The organism is Paenalicyclobacillus ferrooxydans, from assembly GCF_001399675.1.
In the GTDB taxonomy this organism is placed as follows: Bacteria; Bacillota; Bacilli; order Alicyclobacillales; family Alicyclobacillaceae; genus Alicyclobacillus_B; species Alicyclobacillus_B ferrooxydans.
Window position 1 is genome coordinate 1 of sequence record NZ_LJCO01000083.1, and the last position, 19,337, is coordinate 19,337.

Annotated in this window: 14 protein-coding genes; 9 read left to right on the top strand and 5 right to left on the bottom strand. The window is 54.6% G+C overall.

Annotated elements, in window-relative coordinates; genetic code table 11:
• Positions 1-1,292 precede the first annotated feature (1,292 nt).
• Positions 1,293-1,562, top strand: a complete 270-nt coding sequence (locus tag AN477_RS19320) for a hypothetical protein (protein ID WP_054970826.1) — start codon at positions 1,293-1,295, stop codon at positions 1,560-1,562.
• Between the two features lie 449 nt (positions 1,563-2,011).
• Here the strand turns inward: AN477_RS19320 and AN477_RS19325 are convergent, their stop codons facing one another.
• Both AN477_RS19325 and AN477_RS19330 read right to left on the bottom strand, forming a co-directional pair.
• Positions 2,012-2,752, bottom strand: coding sequence for a 3D domain-containing protein (locus AN477_RS19325; protein WP_054970827.1), 741 nt, complete (start codon positions 2,750-2,752; stop codon positions 2,012-2,014).
• A gap of 307 nt (positions 2,753-3,059) precedes the next feature.
• Positions 3,060-3,929 carry a deoxyribonuclease IV gene (locus AN477_RS19330; RefSeq protein WP_245631901.1) on the bottom strand — a complete coding sequence of 290 codons (870 nt, stop codon included), beginning with the start codon at positions 3,927-3,929 and terminating at the stop codon, positions 3,060-3,062.
• 230 nt (positions 3,930-4,159) lie between these two features.
• Between AN477_RS19330 and AN477_RS19335 the strand changes: the two genes are divergently transcribed.
• The 3 genes from AN477_RS19335 to AN477_RS19345 all read left to right on the top strand — a co-directional run bounded on the left by AN477_RS19335 (position 4,160) and on the right by AN477_RS19345 (position 10,148).
• Complete coding sequence (locus tag AN477_RS19335; RefSeq protein WP_054970828.1) at positions 4,160-4,795, top strand: TetR/AcrR family transcriptional regulator; 636 nt, start codon at positions 4,160-4,162, stop codon at positions 4,793-4,795.
• A 33-nt stretch (positions 4,796-4,828) separates the two neighbouring features.
• Positions 4,829-8,413 carry a methylmalonyl-CoA mutase family protein gene (locus AN477_RS25560; protein WP_245631902.1) on the top strand — a complete coding sequence of 1,195 codons (3,585 nt, stop codon included), beginning with the start codon at positions 4,829-4,831 and terminating at the stop codon, positions 8,411-8,413.
• Between the two features lie 451 nt (positions 8,414-8,864).
• Positions 8,865-10,148 (top strand): MFS transporter, encoded by a 1,284-nt coding sequence (locus tag AN477_RS19345; RefSeq protein ID WP_054970829.1) that lies wholly within the window; start codon positions 8,865-8,867, stop codon positions 10,146-10,148.
• Positions 10,149-10,325: 177 nt separating this feature from the next.
• Here the strand turns inward: AN477_RS19345 and AN477_RS19350 are convergent, their stop codons facing one another.
• Entirely contained in the window at positions 10,326-10,562 is a 237-nt protein-coding gene (locus AN477_RS19350; RefSeq protein ID WP_054970830.1) for a ferredoxin family protein, read from the bottom strand.
• 280 nt (positions 10,563-10,842) lie between these two features.
• Positions 10,843-11,856, bottom strand: coding sequence for a phosphatase PAP2 family protein (locus tag AN477_RS19355; protein WP_054970831.1), 1,014 nt, complete (start codon positions 11,854-11,856; stop codon positions 10,843-10,845).
• A gap of 376 nt (positions 11,857-12,232) precedes the next feature.
• Between AN477_RS19355 and AN477_RS19360 the strand changes: the two genes are divergently transcribed.
• From AN477_RS19360 to AN477_RS19375, 4 genes are all read left to right on the top strand, one after another.
• On the top strand, positions 12,233-12,508 hold the full coding sequence (locus AN477_RS19360; protein ID WP_157062073.1) for a hypothetical protein: 276 nt from the start codon (positions 12,233-12,235) through the stop codon (positions 12,506-12,508).
• Positions 12,509-12,862: 354 nt separating this feature from the next.
• Complete coding sequence (yfmF, locus tag AN477_RS19365) at positions 12,863-14,173, top strand: EF-P 5-aminopentanol modification-associated protein YfmF (RefSeq protein ID WP_054970833.1); 1,311 nt, start codon at positions 12,863-12,865, stop codon at positions 14,171-14,173.
• Positions 14,163-15,440 carry an EF-P 5-aminopentanol modification-associated protein YfmH gene (gene yfmH / locus AN477_RS19370; RefSeq protein WP_054970834.1) on the top strand — a complete coding sequence of 426 codons (1,278 nt, stop codon included), beginning with the start codon at positions 14,163-14,165 and terminating at the stop codon, positions 15,438-15,440. The genes yfmF and yfmH overlap by 11 nt, the downstream gene beginning before the upstream one ends.
• A 71-nt stretch (positions 15,441-15,511) precedes the next feature.
• The gene (locus AN477_RS19375) at positions 15,512-16,288 is read left to right on the top strand and encodes a hypothetical protein (protein ID WP_157062074.1); all 777 of its coding nucleotides are present in this window, start codon (positions 15,512-15,514) and stop codon (positions 16,286-16,288) included.
• A gap of 99 nt (positions 16,289-16,387) precedes the next feature.
• Here the strand turns inward: AN477_RS19375 and AN477_RS19380 are convergent, their stop codons facing one another.
• A complete protein-coding gene (locus AN477_RS19380) occupies positions 16,388-17,149 on the bottom strand; it encodes a tRNA threonylcarbamoyladenosine dehydratase (protein ID WP_054970836.1) in 762 nt (253 codons plus the stop codon).
• Between the two features lie 666 nt (positions 17,150-17,815).
• Between AN477_RS19380 and AN477_RS19385 the strand changes: the two genes are divergently transcribed.
• The gene (locus AN477_RS19385) at positions 17,816-19,336 is read left to right on the top strand and encodes a purine/pyrimidine permease (RefSeq protein ID WP_054970837.1); all 1,521 of its coding nucleotides are present in this window, start codon (positions 17,816-17,818) and stop codon (positions 19,334-19,336) included.
• The last annotated feature ends 1 nt before the right edge of the window (position 19,337 follow it).

The following is a 19,337-nucleotide window of genomic DNA, read 5'->3' on the forward strand; positions in this document are numbered from 1 at the left end:
AAGTCTTCTCCCAGACGCTGCAGCAGTACGTAGACGGAGATATTGAACACTTGGATGACCTGGAGTACGACCCAGTCTAAATACGCCAAAATCTGGAATGTAGGCTATCTGTCTAAGAGGTGTAATCTCTTTAGGCCATACACATCCAGCTAAACTAACCGAACATTCCGACTACGTACTGTTGCCATGCAGTGTGATGCTCTTGACACCCCAACGACTATTTAATGCAACGTTAGTGGCTTTGACCGACTTAACTCGGCAGAATTCCGGGTTTAGTAGGCTGAGACCGACTAAGCCTGTCGCGATGAGGTGACTTAAGTCGGTCTGGCCGACTAAGTGGAGGTTGGTCTGGGTCTGGGCGGCGGAATAAGTCGCTCTGAGCGACTTAACTGGTCAGAATTCCGGGTTTAGTAGGCTGGGACCGACTAAGGCTGTCGCGATGAGGTGACTTAAGTCGGTCTGGCCGACTAAGTGGAGGTTGGTTTGGGTTTGGGCAGCGGAATAAGTCGCTCTGAGCGACTTAACTGGTCAGAATTCCGGGTTTAGTAGGCTGAGACCGACTAAGGCTGTCGCGATGAGGTGACTTAAGTCGGTCTGGTCGACTAAGTGGAGGTTGGTTTGGGTCTGGGCGGCTGAATAAGTCGCTCTGAGCGACTTAACTCGGTCGAATTCCGGGTTTAGTAGGCTGAGACCGACTAAGGGTGTCGCGATGAGGTGACTTAAGTCGGTCTGGCCGACTAAGTGGAGGTTGGTCTGGGTTCGGGCGGCGGAATAAGTCGCTTTGACCGACTTAAGTCGGCAGAATTCCGGGTTTAGTAGGCTGGGACCGACTAAGGGTGTCGCGATGAGGTGACTTAAGTCGGTCTGGCCGACTAAGTGGGGGTTGGTTTGGGTTTGGACAGCGGAATAAGTCGCTTTGACCGACTTAACTCGGCAGAATTCCGGGTTTAGTAGGCTGGGACCGACTAAGGGTGTCGCGATGAGGTGACTTAAGTCGGTCTGGCCGACTAAGTGGAGGTTGGTCTGGGTCTGGGCGGCTGAATAAGTCGCTCAGAGCGACTTAACTCGGCAGAATTCCGGGTTTAGTAGGCTGAGACCGACTAAGGCTGTCGCGATGAGGTGACTTAAGTCGGTCTGGCCGACTAAGTGGGGGTTGGTTTGGGTCTGGGCGTTCTGTAAATATCGCCTTATCAACTTTTGTTCCGATGTGACATGTTTTATAGCATACCGAAGCTTGACCTTGTACAATGTCAAAGAGTGCTTGCCTTCATGGTGAAGGGGAGGTGAACTGAGTGAGTGTGGAACCCGGGTACGTGATGAACTGGATCGCCGCATGGATTCCCATACTGGTCATCATTGTTAGCTTTTTACTTTATACGCTCATGCGCGGAGGAACCGCTCCTGTGCTGATTTCCACTGTTCTGTCCTTCGGCGTTCCGTTCGCGGTCATGAAGTTTTTTCTAACGATGAATTTTTGGCCGTGGTTGTTGCTCTATGTGTTTCTCAGTTGGACAGCATGCTGGGCAGCAAATTTTGTCTCGAAGCGTCGTCGTCAGCGCTGAATGGGTGTAGTGGGGCAATAGAACAGCTTGGGAGGCACGCCCAACTGGGGCAGTTCTCCTCTCTAAGCTGAGTCAACGACTGGTATCCTATGGACTCAACGAAAGGAGATCAATTAAAGGAAAAAAGGTAGCCCCAGGCGCAATGCCTGGGGCTCTCCAATATGCATTCATCTAATGTGTATTCAAATGAATCAACAGCGACTCAACAGGGTTACCTAAGGGGCTCACACCCTGACCTTAGCCGCTGGAACGGGTTACCTAAGGGGCTCACACCCTGACCTTAGCCGCTGGAGCGGGTACCTAAGGGGCTCACACCCCGACCTCAGCGGGTGGCATGAGTCAAAGTAGGCGCCCACACACAGACCTCAGCACTGGCCTCAGCACTGGCCTCAGCACTGTGGCCTCAGCACTGTGGCCTCAGCCGCTCGCAGAGTCATTTGAAAAGCCCCTTAGCTCGCGGGAAATGGAAACCAGTTCGGCAGAATATAGACGGGAACCTGCTGGCGAACACCAAAATCCACGGCCGTCGTCAAGTCGTTGTAGAACACGTCAATATGGTCCCCGATGATCGCTCCGCCCGTATCTTGTGCAACTCGAAACCCGACTCCCGGAATAAACAGTTTGGTGCCTAGTGGGATGACTGACGGATCGACAGCAACGGTAACGCCTTGCACGGCTCGTGCTCCACTGGCTGTGATGTCGTATCCGGGGTCGCCGGGCACTTTACCGGTTGACTCCGGCCCTGCTGTGTAGGCTGTCAATTTGCAGTCTATAACCTTTCCAAGGCCTGAAACAGATGCCGGCACACCAGCATTCGGTCCTGATATTGTTGATACAGGTTGGACGATCCCGCTTGACGTGCCCGACTGACCGCCGACTTGTTGGACGTTCGACTGCACCTCTCTCTGTGAACTAGATGTCGTATAAGTGATAGACTGCCCCGGCAGTAACAAGTTCGGATTCGTAATATCGTTCCACGCTATCAAATCTGACAGGCTGACACCTAGTTTTTGAGAGATTCCGCAGAGTGTATCTCCCGGTTGTACGGTGTACGTCTGTGTGGTCTGCAAATTCATTGAATTGGAAGTCGCGTGTGACCACATCGAGTTGTTTGCCGCTGCATATGCAACGATTGGGGTGAGTAACAGAAACGTCACCGTGGTGAACCATTGAAGTCCATGGCGGTGCATAGGTAACCTCTCCTTTTTCTCCCAGTTGACTGTCACATCAATCAGCTTGGCCGAGAAAATTGAGAGATATACCAGATACGAAAAGCCGCCAATGCACTAAGCATGGCGGCTGGTTCAGCATTAGCCAACACGAGCAGATGATTTATGGTAGTTGATTTACGATTGGCTGATTCATTTCTTTGCGTACAACTCAGGCATCAAGCCGGAACCATAAGCCCAGGCGCCCACAACAGACCAAGACTCCCAAGCAGGGAAATCAGAAGAGCTGGGCGCCCAGGCAATCAGATCAGGTACCGCGCCTGGTCCCTTAGGCCTGGCGGTCGAGCAGAAGGTCAATCTCCGCACGATACTTCCCGGCCGGCGTCTCGAGGATCTGCGGAATGCCGCGCAGGGCATCGTGATGAACGATCCGTTTGATAGCCTCGAGCCCAAGCGATCCTTCTCCGATGTTTGCGTGCCGGTCTTTCTTCGAGTCAAATGGGTTCTTTGAATCGTTAATGTGCGCGCACTTTAATCTGTCGAGGCCGATAATCTCGTTAAACTGATGCAGGAATCCGTCAAAGTCGTTCACCACATCGTATCCGTAACTGTAGTTATGGCAGGTGTCGATGCAAACACCGAGAACATGATTGTGCTTCACTCGGGAGATAATGTCGGCGATCTCGTCAAGCGAATTTCCAACCTTTGATCCGTCGCCAGCCATCGTCTCCAAGCAGATGGTCAGTTTCTCGTCGCCGGTTAGAATCTGATTCAGTGCTTCGGCGATCCGTTCGAGCGCGTACGGCACTCCTTCACCGACGTGACTCCCGGGATGCATGACAATATAGCGAAAGCCGAGGTATTCCACGCGCGCGATCTCTTCGGTGAGGACTGAGATGCCGTACTCCCACGTCTCTTCCTTCGGACTCGCTAAGTTGACGAGGTAGGAGAGGTGTACGACCGGATCGTAAATCCCATGATCCCTCATCAGTCCAAGGGCCTCATCGCGGTTGAAGTCGGTAATCGGCCGAGCCTTGCCGCCTCGGTTACTGCGGGTGTAGATCATGTAGGTATTTGCATCGTACTCTATCGTCTCGTTGACGGCAGCAAGCAGGCCGGTTTTCGCGATAGACACGTTCGCGCCAAGCAGGATGGAAGAGGTGTTTTCTGACTTCATCTCGGAATTCGTTTCGGACATTGTTTACGCTCCTTTACAGCATGTCCTACTCAGGATATCAGGAAATCCGGCGCGCGCAAAACACGCCAATTTTCGGGCTCAGCCCATGCCCTTAGTCGACAAACGGCGAGCACTTCGCAGACACCGCGGGCCAAGCCCTCTCAAATCGACAGCCGGGTCTTGACGATATGCAAAGTAGAACCTACACTGATACTGAGCGAGCGCTCAGTCAGTTCGAGAGGAGGGCATTCATGGGGGTGCAGATCGAATCTACGGTGAAAGACCCTGAACGAATCCGCGAGCGCCGGAAACAGATTGTCCGAGCCTCGGTAGAGTTGTTTATTGAGAAGGGATTTCATAAGACAACCACCCGTGAAATCGCCAAGGCGAGCGGCCTTTCGAACGGTGCGCTCTATGAGTACGTGAAGTCAAAAGAAGACATCTTGTACCTAGTCTGTCAGCATATTCACCAGGAGATCCACGAGCGACTGGCAGACAGCCTGTCCAGTCATGAAACCGCGCTTGAACGATTGCGTCATGCGATGACTTCGTTTCTCAGCGTGATCCGCGATATGGAAGACGAAGTCTTGCTCATCTATCAGGAAAGCAAATCCTTGCCGCCGCATCATCTCCACGACGTATTGCAAAACGAACAAGTTATCACGGACGTGTTTGTACAGCTTTTGCAGGATGGCTTGGAAGATAAAAGCCTCGAGCTGACCGAGGAGACGATCCCCTTGGTCGCGCATGACATCATTGTCCTCGGGCAGATGTGGGCCTTTCGACGTTGGGCCATCAGAGATATGGACTTTTCCGAGTTTGTCCGTCAGCAAATCAACATGATTCTCCGAACCGAACCAGATCATTCTTCCATTCTTCGCACCTAACCAGACTTCGCTTTGAGAGGAGCGGTTCCTACAATGTCCACCAAAATCAATGACAGCGCTTCCGGACAGCACCAACACAGTACGCTGAACACCACCCAGACCGCCGCGAACCAGGCCACTGCAAGTCAGGCCACGGCGAATCAGACGGCTGAGAACCAGGCCACCGCAAGTCAGGCCAACGAGGCTCCACGCAGCGCAGACTTTTCCGCTACACAGGAGACGAAGCCTTATTTTCCATCCCGCCCGATCCGATTTGTGACGGCATCCAGCCTGTTCGACGGCCATGATGCGTCTATCAACATCATGCGCCGGATTCTTCAGGCAAGCGGCTGCGAGGTCATTCACCTCGGCCACAACCGGTCCGTCGACGAAATCGTGACGGCTGCGATTGCGGAGGACGCGAACGGGATCGCCATCAGTTCATACCAAGGTGGTCACGTGGAGTTCTTCAAATACATGGTCGACCTGCTGAAAGAACGGGGCGCTGAGCACATCCTCGTCTTCGGGGGCGGCGGTGGTGTGATTGTGCAGGACGAGATCCGCACGCTCGAATCGTACGGCGTGGCGAAGATTTACTCCCCAGATGATGGACGGCGCCTGGGGCTGCAGGGGATGATCAACCACATGATCCGCTCCTGCGAAGCGAAAGCCGCTGCGCGCGATGCGGAGGAAGCTGCGGAAGCGGGCCTCCCTGATCCGAGTCTGCTCTCAGCCAACAATCCGAACGTCGTCGCGCGGTTTGTCACTTTGGTCGAGGACCACACAGACATCTCCGAGGGTGACTACCTGAACCTGCTTGCACGCCTGAAGGAACGGGCGAACAGTGCTCCGGTGCTTGGTATCACCGGGACCGGCGGTGCAGGCAAGTCTTCTTTGACGGATGAGCTCATCCGTCGCTTCCTTGAGGACTTTCCGGAGAAGCGGATCGCCGTGTTTTCCATCGATCCGTCCCGCCAAAAGACAGGCGGCGCACTCCTTGGTGACCGCATCCGCATGAATGCGATTCACCATCCAAACGTGTATATGCGAAGCCTCGCGACCCGGCACTCGAAGACGGAACTATCGGACGCAGTCGGCGAGGCTGTCGTGGTGGCGAAAGCGGCCGGGTTTGACTGGATCATCATTGAGACGAGCGGCATTGGCCAAGGCGATGCGGACATCGTCTCGGTGTCGGACGTGTCGCTGTACGTGATGACCGCGGAGTACGGCGCTCCGTCGCAGCTTGAGAAGATTGACATGCTCGACTATGCTGATCTCGTTGCCATCAACAAGTTTGACCGCCGCGGCTCGGAGGATGCGCTTCGTCATGTGCGAAAGCAGGTGCAGCGCAACCGCAACGCCTTTCACGATCCGGTGGAGTCGATGCCGGTCTACGGCACTGTTGCGAGCCAGTTTCATGATCCGGGCACAAACCGCCTGTACCGCGCAGTGGTAGACGTGCTGCGTGAGAAGACAGGCGTCGAGTGGGAGAGCCACTTGACGGTTGGCGAGGTCGGGGAGCGCCGCCCGGCGATTATCCCTGGTGAGCGCAGTCAGTACCTGCTCGACGTCGTGCGCACAGTGCGTGACTACCGGAAACACGCGGAAGACCAAGCGAAGCTGGCGCGCCAGGCATACCAGGTTGCGGGGGCGAAGGAGCAGGTTGCGGGCGGCGGAAGTGTGGGCGGCACATCGGCCACCGGATCGGCCAGCGGGTCTTTCAGCGTTGGCAGTGGAGCGGCCAGTGGAGTGGCAAGTGCAGGCTCCGGATCGGCCAGCGTAGGCACCGGATCGCCCGCGAATGAGGAGGCGCTCGTCGCGCAGGTCTTACAAGGCCGCTACGATGCCTTGTGGGCGAAGCTTGACGAGTCGACCCGCAAGATTGTGGATACTTGGGCGGCGAAAAAGCAACGGTACACCGCGGACACCTTTGTCACGAAGGTGCGCGATAAAGAGATTCATACAGACCTGTACACTACATCATTGTCCGGTACTCGGATTCCGAAGGTCGTGCTGCCTCGGTTTGAAGACTGGGGCGACATTGTCCGGTGGTCGATGCTCGAGAACGTACCAGGTGAGTTTCCGTTTACGGCTGGTGTGTTCCCGTTCAAGCGGACTGAGGAGGAGCCAAAGCGCCAGTTTGCTGGTGAGGGCACGCCAGAGCGGACGAATCGCAGGTTCCACTACCTGTCGCAAAACGATCCGGCGAAGCGCTTGTCCACCGCCTTCGACAGTGTGACGTTGTATGGTGAAGATCCTGATTACCGTCCAGACATCTACGGCAAGGTCGGCGAGAGCGGCGTCAGCATCTGTACGCTCGAAGACATGGGTAAATTGTATGCGGGCTTTGACCTTTGCGCACCGAATACCAGCGTGTCGATGACCATCAATGGACCGGCACCGACCATCCTGGCGATGTATCTGAACACAGCGATTCAGCAGCAAACAGCTGCCTTTGAGAAGAAGGAAGGCCGCAAGCCAACCGAAGACGAGCGTGCTGTCATCTTCGAACGTACACTGCAGACGGTTCGCGGCACGGTCCAGGCAGATATCCTGAAAGAGGACCAGGGTCAGAACACCTGCATCTTCTCGACCGAGTTTGCGCTCAGGATGATGGGGGATATCCAGCAGTACTTCATCGATCACCGCGTGCGCAACTACTACTCAGTCAGCATCAGCGGCTACCATATCGCCGAGGCGGGGGCGAACCCGATTACCCAGTTGGCCTTCACGCTCGCCAATGCGTTCACGTATGTCGAGTACTATCTCAGTCGCGGGATGAACATCGACGACTTTGCACCGAACCTGTCGTTCTTCTTCAGCAACGGCATGGATCCGGAGTACACCGTCATCGGACGTGTTGCCCGCCGCATCTGGGCTGTTGCGATGAAGAACCGTTACGGCGCGAACGAACGCAGCCAGAAGCTGAAGTACCACATTCAGACGTCTGGTCGCTCTTTGCACGCACAGGAGGTCGACTTCAACGATATCCGTACGACCTTGCAGGCGCTCATCGCGATTTATGACAACTGCAATTCGCTGCACACAAACGCCTACGATGAGGCCATCACGACCCCGACAGAGGCGTCTGTGCGACGGGCCATGGCGATTCAGATGATCATCAATCGTGAGTTTGGTCTCGCCAAAAATGAGAACCCGCTGCAAGGTGCGTTCATTATTGATGAGTTGACCGATCTCGTTGAAGAAGCGGTCCTCGAAGAGTTCATGCGCCTAAACGATCGCGGTGGCGTCCTTGGCGCCATGGAGACGCAGTACCAGCGCAGCAAGATCCAGGAGGAGTCGCTCTACTACGAGAGCCTCAAGCACTCTGGTCAGCTGCCCATCATTGGGGTGAACACCTACATCAATCCGGAGACTCTCCGTGAGGATTACAATGCGCCGAAGCTTGAACTCGCCCGTGCCACGAAGGAAGAGAAGGAGCAGCAGATTCACAACCTGCGCGTCTTCCAAAGCGCGCACGAGACCGAGACGGAAGCGGCGCTGCGCCGCCTGAAAGAGGTCGCCAAGTCCGGCGGCAACCTGTTCGCCGAGCTGATGGAGACCGTAAAGGTGGCGAGTCTCGGGCAGATCACGCATGCGCTTTACGAGGTGGGCGGCCGGTACCGTCGGAACATGTAAGGTAAGGCGGGCCGGGTTGTTGAGCCAGGCAGTTGATCAGGCCGTTGGGGCTGTTGAGCTACGCCGCTGGTCCTGAGGTGGGTTGAGGCTGTTAAGCCAGGCCCATGGTCCTGCCGCTGGTAGAGGCTGTTTAAACCAAGGCAGTTAAGCCAAGCAAGCTGACCTAGTAATGCAAAGACCAAATTAGGGAAGCCCCGGCGATTCGCCGGGGCTTTACCTTGCTTCAAGTCACGCAGCTTTCGTTTGCTTTTCAGTTTCATCGCGCATCAGCGATCCTTATGTGGCCTTTCGTCGTCGACGGGGGAACGCCTAGGGGAGGCTTAACGATCGTATGATGTGTCAGCCCCACAGCCCCACAGCTGGCATGGCAGGTCTCGACCTGGGCAAACTACCGGAGAGGGTTTGACGAGCTGCATCATGTCACCGGCGACGTACAAACGGAGGTGATGCTGTGGCACGGGAGCGCGTTCCACTGAGCCGGGAGGCCTGGTGGCTCTTGTTTATCAGCGGACTGTTCGCGCTGTCCGTATCCCTGTCGAACACATTTGTAAACGTCTATCTTTGGAAAGTGGACAAAGACTTTCGGGCGATTGGCATGTACAACTTCGCAGTGTACCTCCTGGTGCCGGTGATGTTCTTCGTCGCTGGCTGGATTGCCAAGCGAAGGAGTTCAGTATTGACGTTGCGTTCCGGAGTCCTGTTACATGCCGGGTTCTACGCCCTGACCCTGTGGGGTGGAAAATGGCTCGCCGGCTACCCGTTTATCCTTGGCATGCTGATGGGAACTGCCGCAGGTTTTTATTGGTGCTCGTTCAATGACTTGAGCCTCAGGTTTACGTCTTCCGGATCGAGAGATCGATTCTATGGCATGAACGGGGTGGCTGGTTCCATCGCAGGAATGGCTGCACCGCCAGTCGCCGGTTTTCTGATCTCGTTTGAGGATCGACTCGGGGGATTAAGTGGCTATCACCTTGTGTTTGGACTCTCGTTGGGACTGTTCATCCTGGCATCCTTTGTCAGCGTGAAGCTGTCGCAGCCACCGCTTGGTCTGAAGTTTCAATTCTCGACCATGTTTCAAGGTGTTCGCGATCCGTCCTGGCGCCGCGTGTTAATCGGGTCCTCCATCTATGGGTTGCGTGAAGGTGTGTTCCTGTTTCTGATTGCACTGCTGCTATACATTGCCACTGGAAGTGAAATGGAACTCGGTGAGTTCTTTTTACTGCAAAGCGCATTGTCATTTGGCGCGTTTTTTCTCGTCAGTCGATTCGTTCATCCGCATAACCGTAAAGTGTTCATGGGTATCGGTGCTGCGCTCATGGCGTGCTGCGCAGCCTTGTTTCTGTTCCCGCTGCGCACGACGACGCTGGTATGGTACGGTGCAGCGATTGCTGTTTGCCTGCCCTTGTTTCTCGTACCGTTGCAAGGTACCGTATTTGACACCATTGGACGGTTGGACAACGAAGATGAAAGCGACGTGCGGATGGAACACATCGTCATGCGCGAAGCCTTCACGAATGCCGGGCGCGTGGTCGGTGTGGGGAGTTTCGTCATCTGGATCATGTTCGATCCGGTGGGGAAAACCATCCCGTACCTTGCCTTTGCAATGGGACTTGTTCAACTGGTGACGTGGTGGGTGTTGCACCGGATTCCAGACCTGCAAGGGACTCGGAAAGGGGAGACCAGGGTAACCACACCCGTGGATGGTCTTTCGTTGACGCGGCGCAAGGCGAGGTAATCGGCATCGCATCAAAGGCGTGCCTGCCACATTCATGTCACGGGGATGCTCACCCAGGCGTGGAAATGAGGCTTACATCGGTACCGCATAAAAAGGCGTATCTTGGCATATAAATAGGGAAACCCATACGGGTTTCCCTTTGTGCCCTTCGATTGTGCATGAAAACAATAAAACGAATTACTTCTGGAAGAATTCCCGGTTTTTCGCAATGAAAGACTTCTCGTCGTCAGGCACAAAGTCTTCCTGGAAAATTGCGGATACTGGGCAAACTGCTTCGCAAGCACCGCAGTCGATGCATGTGTCTGGATCGATGTAGTATTGATCCTCTCCTTCGTGGATGCAATCCACTGGACACGTTTCGACGCAGTCAGCAGCCTTTTCGTCGATGCATGGAGATGTAATGACGAATGCCACGATTCTCTCCTCCTCTAGCGATAGAGATGAACTTCGAACACTAGAATTATGATACAGCAGGCTATAACCGTTTTCAACAGTGCCTAAGTTACATTTCGTAAAGCTGTCACTTTATATCAGACGCTCTTAGAAATTCTATCCACGAATAACGCTTGAAAATCGCATATTTTTCGAAGGCTGCATAAATGATCTTGATCCAATCAATGGCCTACTCAATGTCCCAATCAATGTCCACCTCAATAGCCCTCTCAATGGCCTACTCAATGTCGACCTCAATAGCCTACGCAAGTTCCGAGAATGCACGCTCTTTGACGGTCGGTTGGTGTTTGGGTGAGGTTGCCAGACCTGAAGCCCAGTCGTGTAGTGCAGCCCAGCCCTTCACCCACTGTGGAGATAACTGGGTCATGGCGATAGAGAGTCCGGTTCCCGCAAAGACATCAAGGGCGTAGTGTACGCGTAGATAGATCGTAGAGAAAATGATAAGGATCGTGATGGGAATGTAAAACCACGAAAATCGGCGATGGTGCCGCCAGACGGAAACCATCATGACAATCGCGATCCCGGTGTGGAGGCTCGGGAAACAGTCTCTCGATATGAGCGCCTGTGTGTTCGCAAACAACGCGTCTACTCCGCCGATTGGAGTTGCATAAGGCACTGTAAAGACAGGGCCGATGACTGGGACCAGAAAATACGTAAAGTATCCGATGTAAAACGTGGACAATGCCATCGACATGTACTGGCGAATGGCCTCACGATCCCGACGGGCCATGACGAGCACTGTGCCGTAGCTCAGAACGAACCAGGAGAGATACGCGGCACTAAACAGCCACGTGAGTGGTCGAGATACCCAAGGTTCCATCCACTCGGACGGAAGCTTGCCAAAAAACAACACCCGGTCGATGTGTTGAATGGCAGCATCGCGATCGAACGGATTGTAAACTGCGATGTAAAAGTTGGTGATTTTATAGATGGCCATTAACACGACGAAAGCAATGATAACCCGGATGAGATACAGCCTCATGGGCGCGTTTTTCGGTTGCTGTTTGCGAATTCGGATGTACGCTCCCAAAAGAATGCTGACAACGCCTAGAAATACCCAAGGCATCGGGCTCTCGAGGACCCCGACTGTCTCATTCACAATCGGCGATGCGTACGCGTGGATGCCGTAATAGTCATCAAGGCGATGGGCTGACAAGAGAAAGATCATCGTTGCCGCGAATGATGCAACAAGCCCAAAGACCTCAAACAGCTCGAGGCGAAACGCCAATTGTACAAGTCTTTTGATTTGAAGCATCGGAAGCTTCCTTCAGGTTGTGACATCGTCGCCAAATCTTCGACGAACTTTTCTCACGCTACTATACCACACATCCAGCTAGCGCTTTGAGAGTCACCTGGTGTCGTCTCTCATATGCACAACAGGTCGGCGGGACGAATACATTACTACCAGAGTGAAGGTGCAGAACGGACTTCCAGGTAAGGGATTCTATGTGAATTGAAGAGGTATAGGTTCCCACCCCTTAACGGGTGTTCACATAGAGCTGAGGGGTAGCCCAAGATGAAAAGATGCTTGGGCTACTTCTCAAACTTGCGAAAATGTGAGAAAATTTCATGTATAGGGAAATTTCTGTGTGATTGGTACGGAGCCTGCATATTGCGCGCGAAATCCCCATATGAATTCAAAAAAAGTGAAAGAAGGGATTTCATTGTTCCAGTGTCCGCTCTGCGGAGAGCTTTTGGAAGCCCTCACAAATGTGCATTGTGTCACAAAACATCAATTGAGCAAGCGCGAATTGATTGCGCGTCACGGGTCCGCTAAGTATGTTGCGCCGCGTATTACGCGAGAGGTGCAGGAGTGGATCCGTGACGCGCAAATCATTTCCAAGGCTGACTTCGAAGTGGCGCAGGCTGCAGCTAGAAACCAGTTTAGTCGGGGCCTTGCTCGATAAAAGCTTGCTTCTGAGCGAAAAAAGCGCTGGAAATGATGCTCTCGCCGCCGTTTTATAGCGGCTTCTCGCAGCCACTTTGTCGCCGCTGCCCTGTCGTAGCTGCCGTGTCATAGCCGTGTCATAATGGAAAGTGAATCCGTTCATACTGTAGGATAGGGGGCGAAAGCCCCTTTTTCCATGAACGCAGCGTAGTGTATCCAGGCTGTTACACCTTCCGTTGTTTATCTCGGCCATCAGGTGTTTACCTCGGGCCATCAGGTTGTTGTTCGGGATACGAGGGAGTCAGTCTGGTCATTGCTTGATTACAAAACGACATCCAAGAAACCCACGAAGGAAATAAAGGAGAGGTTGCCCATGGGTGAATTTCTGGCCTTGCAGCGCGGGCGGTTGCACGTGCACATTCTGCCAACATCGCAGTTTCGCACGCGCCACCTATCGCTGAAGTTGGCACGGCCGCTGACGAGAGAGCATGTGACGCCGACTGCCATTATTCCATATCTGTGGCCGGACGGTACATCGCGCCTGCCGTCACCGCTCGAGTTTGCGCGCTACTGTGATGAGCAATTTGGCGCTGCCGTGCGGACCAACAGCGGGAAACGCGGACCGTTGCAACTCGCCGAGGTGTACGCGTCGATCCCGGAAGAATCGCGATCGGACGAAGCCAAAGGCGTATTCGAAAACATCGTGGATTTGTGCCTTGAATTGGTGACCGATCCGATGCACGACGACCACGGCTTCAACCCGGAGTTCGTCAAACGGGAGAAGTCACTGCATCAAAAGCGGATCGCGAGCCTCACCGACGACAAAATCGCCTACGCAATGGAACAGTGCACCTTACATGTCTGCCGAGGGCTGCCGGAAGGACTGCCCAGGCTTGGCTACGAAGAGGACATCGAGGGTCTCACGCCACAAAGCCTATGGACCACCTACGAACAGTTCCTCGCGGAATCTGAGGTGTATCTGTATGTCGTGGGCGACATCAAGCAGCCGGATGATGTGGGACAACGCCTGCTCGACCAATTTGAGAAGCACCTGCCGGAGTTTCGCGGTTCTGGGGAGAAGACCCTCATCCAACCGATTCCTGCGCGCAAGCGGAATAATGGCGATCCCGATTTCATCGTCGAGCGGGAGAAAGTGCAGCAAGGGAAATTGAATCTTGGATTCAAAACAGGCGTCTCATACGGAGACGAAGACTATCCTGCCTTGCTCGTCGCAAATGGCATACTCGGCGGCTTCCCGCACTCGAAGCTGTTTCGCAATGTCCGCGAGAAAGCGAGCCTTGCCTACTATGCCTCAAGCCGCCTCGACGGACTCAGCGGGCTGGTGGCGATTCAGACCGGGATCGAACCAGGTGTGATGGAGCAGGCGCGGGAAATCATCCTCGAGCAGGTCGAAGCCATGCGCAAAGGCGACGTCACAGCCGAGGAGCTGACTCTCACGCAAGGGGCCCTGACCAACCAGTACAAACAGGTCATGGATCAACCGGTCTCAAGCCTCGAGATCCATTTCAGCGGGACACTTTGCGGGATTGATCGCGATGTGGAAACGCTCATGAACAACATGAACCGCGTGACGGTTGACGACGTGGTCCGCGTGAGTGACAAACTCGTCCTCGACACGGTTTATTTCTTGAGCAGCCAGGAGGGGGAGACACATGGAAACTAATACATTTCCAATGGGAGAATCCGTCTACCAGGAACGGTTGCCAAATGGACTGCAGGTTGTCTTGCTGCCAAAGCCCGGATTTGCACAGACCTTCGTGACCTTCAGCACGCATTACGGGTCGATTGACCGCGTCTTTCGAACCAGTGCCTCGAAGGACTACACGACGGTGCCAGACGGCATTGCCCACTTTCTCGAGCACAAGATGTTCGAATCAGAGGCTGGGGACGTGTTCCCCGAGTTTTCGCGTTACGGCGCCTCGGCGAATGCATTCACAACCTTTGATCTGACGAGTTATCTCTTTTCCTGCACCGACAACCTCCATGAGAACCTTGATCTCCTGCTCAACTTCGTTCAGGACCCGTACTTTACGGATGCCAACGTGGAGAAAGAGAAAGGGATCATCGGCCAGGAAATTCAGATGTACAACGACAATCCGGACGCAAGGGTGTTTTACGAACTCCTGAAGGCCTTGTATCACGAGCACCCGGTGCGTATCGAGATCGCCGGTACAGTTGAAAGTATTTCCCACATCACCAAAGAAACCTTGTACGAGTGTTACGACACCTTCTATCACCCGGGGAACATGGTTTTGATGGCAGTCGGCGGCTTTGATCCTGAAACGGTCATGGGTTGGATTAAGGATAATCAGGGTAAAAAGACGTTCAAGCCGATCCCGGTGATTGATCGCAAAGCCTTCTCTGAACCGCCAACCGTGTACGCCCCAGAGGTCACCGTGAACCTTGCGGTCAGTCAGCCGAAGTGCCTGATTGCCTGGAAGGACGCCGTCAATGAGATGTCCGGCCCAGAGCTCCTTCGCCGTGAACTGGCTCTTGGCGTGGCCCTTGATGCGCTCTTTGGACGCAGCAGCAGCGCTTATCAGGAACTGATTGATGAAGGTCTCATCGACCAAGGGTTCTCCTGGGAGTTCGAACGCGCTGAGACGTACGGCTTTGCCGTCATCGGTGGAAACACGCCGGATCCGCGTCGGCTAACAGATCGCGTGCAACAGGTGATTGACGAAGCCTTGCAAAACGGCATCGGCGAAGCGGAGTTTGAACGCTGCCGCAAAAAGGCACTCGGCCGGTTTCTGACCACGCTCGACTCCCCTGGATACATCGCCCGGGGATACATCTCGTACCTGTTCCGCGGTGCCCAGTTGCTCGACACATCGACTGTGCTCGGGGAGATCACGGTCGACGAAGCCAACCGGGAGTTTCGGGCTTATTTCGATCCGTCGCGCCGTGCCGTCTCGATTGTCAGGTCGTAGGCCGGGGACTGCGGATGTGGCCGGGGACGGCAGACGTGGCCAGGGACTGCGGATGTAGCCGGGGACTGCGGATGCGGCGAGTAAGCGATGCGCTTGCCGGAGTCCACCTCGGACGAGGTGCACTGGTCGAGGGCATAGTGGCGAAGCCGTTGAAATCGGATATGGAAAGGGGGCGCAGATGCTTGCGCCCCCAAATTGTTGAGAAAGAAAGTTCACCGGCTGAAAAATCCCTTTTTTTCAATGCCTCTCCAGGACCTGTAGCGACTCGGCTCGATTTAGAGGAACTGAGTTCCTCTGCAGCCGGAGGCCTGTGGACTCGGCGCGATTTAGAGGAACTGAGTTCCTCTGCAGCCGGACGCCTGTGGACTCGGCGCGATTTAGAGGAACTGAGTTCCTCTCCAGTTGGACGCCTGTGGACTCGGCGCGATTTAGAGGAACTGAGTTCCTCTGCAGCCGGAGGCCTGGCGACTGGACGGGATTTAGAGGAACTGAGTTCCTCTGCAGCCGGACGCCTGTGGACTCGGCGCGATTTAGAGGAACTGAGTTCCTCTCCAGCCGAACGCCAGGCGACTGGACGGGATTTAGAGGAACTGAGTTCCTCTGCAGCCGGAGGCCTGTCGACTGGACAGGATTTAGAGGAACTGAGTTCCTCTGCAGCCGGACGCCGTGCGACTGGACGGGATTTAGAGGAACTGAGTTCCTCTGCAGTTGGACGCCTGTGGACTCGGCGCGATTTAGAGGAACTGAGTTCCTCTCCAGCCGAACGCCAGGCGACTGGACGGGATTTAGAGGAACTGAGTTCCTCTAAATCCCGGGAGCGTAGACCTCTGCGCCACGTTTGTTTTTAGATTGGGTTCCACGATAGGCTTTTTAAGACCGCCCGAAGTTCTCCGACCCCGTGCACCGGGATGGATGCTGATATGCAGGATGGCTGCCGAGCGGAGCGGTTACTTGTCCAGGTTGACGTCGAGGAGGTCGTGAATCACGACGCTTGCCAGAATCAGCCCGGCAACAGATGGGACGTATGCCACACTTGCGGGTGGCATCTTCGCTTTACGTACGGGCGAATTCGCCTCCGTTTCTGGGCTCACGATTGCCTTCCGGACCTCTTCCCGCGCTTCGCGCGGCTTCTCAAACGAGCAGACCGTCTTAACACCGCTGTAGATGCCGAACTTTTTCAGTTCCCGGCGCATCACCTTTGCAATCGGATCGACGCGGGTATCAGCGATGTCGACGACGCGAAAGCGGGTCGGATCGAGCTTATTGGCAGCCCCCATGCTGGAAACAATCGGGATCCCACGCTCGACGCACTCCTTCACGAGCAGTATTTTCGCGGAAATGGTATCTATGGCATCCACCACATAGTCCGGGTTTTGCGAAAACAGCACATCCATGTTGTCTTCGAGGAAAAAGGTCTGCAGTGCCACGACCTCGCAGGCCGGATTAATCTCGGCGATCCGCTCCTTCATGACCTCGACCTTTGACCTCCCCACGGTGGTCGTGAGCGCAGGAATTTGGCGGTTGATATTCGTGACATCGACGACGTCTTTGTCGATCAGAATCAGTCGCCCGATTCCAACTCGTGCCAATGCCTCCATTGCAAACGACCCGACGCCCCCAGCGCCAAGGACAGCGACGGAGAGTCCTTTTAATTTTTCGATTCCTTCCGCCCCAAAGACGAGTTCAGTGCGGGAAAACTGCGTCAGCATCATGGACACCTCTTCCAGTACAAGCCTGTGTGGTGCCATTATAGAGGCTCACTCGCGCTGGGTCAAAGAAAAGGCGGATCGAAGTCAAGACCTACCAACGAGAAGATGTGTCAAAGTGAAGGTGTGCCAACGAGATGCCTTACCAAAGCCAAGATATGTCAAAGAGATGACTTATCAAACTGAAGGTGTGTTAACGCGAAGACATGTCAAAGCGAAGACGTGTTCATTGTTGGAACAGGAGTCCACAGATGACAAGCAACACGACAGTCAGCAGGATATCCTCGTTGGAGGATATAGAGCGGGATGACAGCGGGGGCCGGAGACGAGATGGAAGCAAGGTGCAAACCTCCTGAATGAAAGCCTATGAGGAGCTGAATGACCAGGAATATGAAAGCTGAGTGTGAAAAAAAAGAAGGCACCACTTGAATCTGTTAGCCTAAAAGATGTATTTCCAGCATAGGGCACAGTTGATGCAGAATCTGTCAAAAGCGCGGGGTGAAGTTGAAAAACATTTCTACAGCATTCGACTTCTAAAGGGACAGCTGTTATGAAAGGTGGTCCGTCCTGAAGATCACGAGTTTCATTCGGGAGCACAGGCTGGCAAGCGTACGAAATGGGCGTTTATTTGGTACAATTTAAGGGATAACGACGGTTGGGGGTGAGCATTTGACAACACTGACTGGGACGCATCAGAACCGTCCTCGACTGTCAGAGATGATTTTTGGCACCTTGCAGTGGTTTGTGTTTATTGTGGCGAGTGTCATCACAGTGCCGATTGTCCTTGGGCCTGCCTTGGGACTCAGTCCGCACGAAACAGCGCTCTTCATTGATCGCACCTTGTTTGTATCTGGTCTCATTGGACTTTTGCAGGTGACGTTTGGGCACCGCTATCCCATTGTGGAAGGGCCGGCAGGGATGTGGTGGGGTGTCTTCCTCGTGCTCATCCAAATGACGGACGACACAGGAAGCAGCCTATCGAATCTGCGACCGGAGCTGGAGCTCGGCCTGATTCTCGCCGGGGTGCTGTATATTTTGCTCGGCGCACTGAACTGGATTGAGCCCATCAAACGCTTGTTTACGCCGATCGTCACAGGGACGTTCATGGTCCTGCTGTCCCTCCAACTTTCAGAGTCGCTCATCCGCGGCATTCTCGGGATTGGCAGTGGGAACGGGACGGTCAATGGCCGGATTGCACTGGCATCGATTTTCCTCGTCGGACTTACGGTCTCATTGATGATGTGGGGACGCGGTCTGTTCAAGAACATGGCTGTCTTGATTGCCCTTTTGGCTGGATGGATCCTCTACGCGGTAATGGGCATGGTTCACCTTGGGCCCGATCCGACGAAGGCACCCATTCTGTTGCCGCAGCTGCTGCCTTTCGGGATGCCGAAGTTTTCAAGCGGTGTAGTCGTAACAACACTGTTTACGGCGATGATCCTGCTCTCAAACCTCATCACGAGCGTACAGGCGATGTCGATGGCAACGGAGACCGAAGCGACACCGCCGCGGTTTCGCCGAGGCACCTTCATCACAGGTGTCGGGACCGTTCTTGCAGGTCTGTTTGGAACGGTTGGGAACGTCCCGCTAGCGACCTCTGCAAGTTTGGTTGCGCTCACAAAGATGTCCGCGAGATTGCCGTATATCATTGCGTCGGTCATCTTTGCGCTGTTGGGCCTGATTCCGAGTGTGGGGAGACTGCTTGTCACGTTACCTGCACCGGTGGGGTACGCTGTACTGTTTACCGTCTTCGGTCAACTGCTCGGGTTCGGGTTGCATGACTTTAAACGCCTGGCCCTTGACCAGAGAGACTTGTTTGTTATTAGCCTGTCCTTGTTGTCTGGGGTTGGGATGTTCTTCGTTCCGAGCTCAGCGTGGATCCACATGCCAAATATGGTTGGTTACCTGGTCGACAACGGCCTGATTTTGGGCGTGGCTCTTGTTCTGATTTTGGAGCACGTGGTGTTCCGTCGGAAGGCGAAGGCAGCAGTGCCGAGCCCCCAGACCGGCATGGTTCCGGAGCAGGCCACAGGGAGTGGTGCGGCGAGGAGCAAGGGCGCGAGGAGCGGTAGCGTGGAGTTAAGACCACAGACGGGGCAGGTCAGGACTGCAGAGGTCTTCCACACACAACGTGTACCAGAGTCATCCGAGCCTGTGCCTCCCGCAAAGTTGCAATCGGATGAAGAGTAAA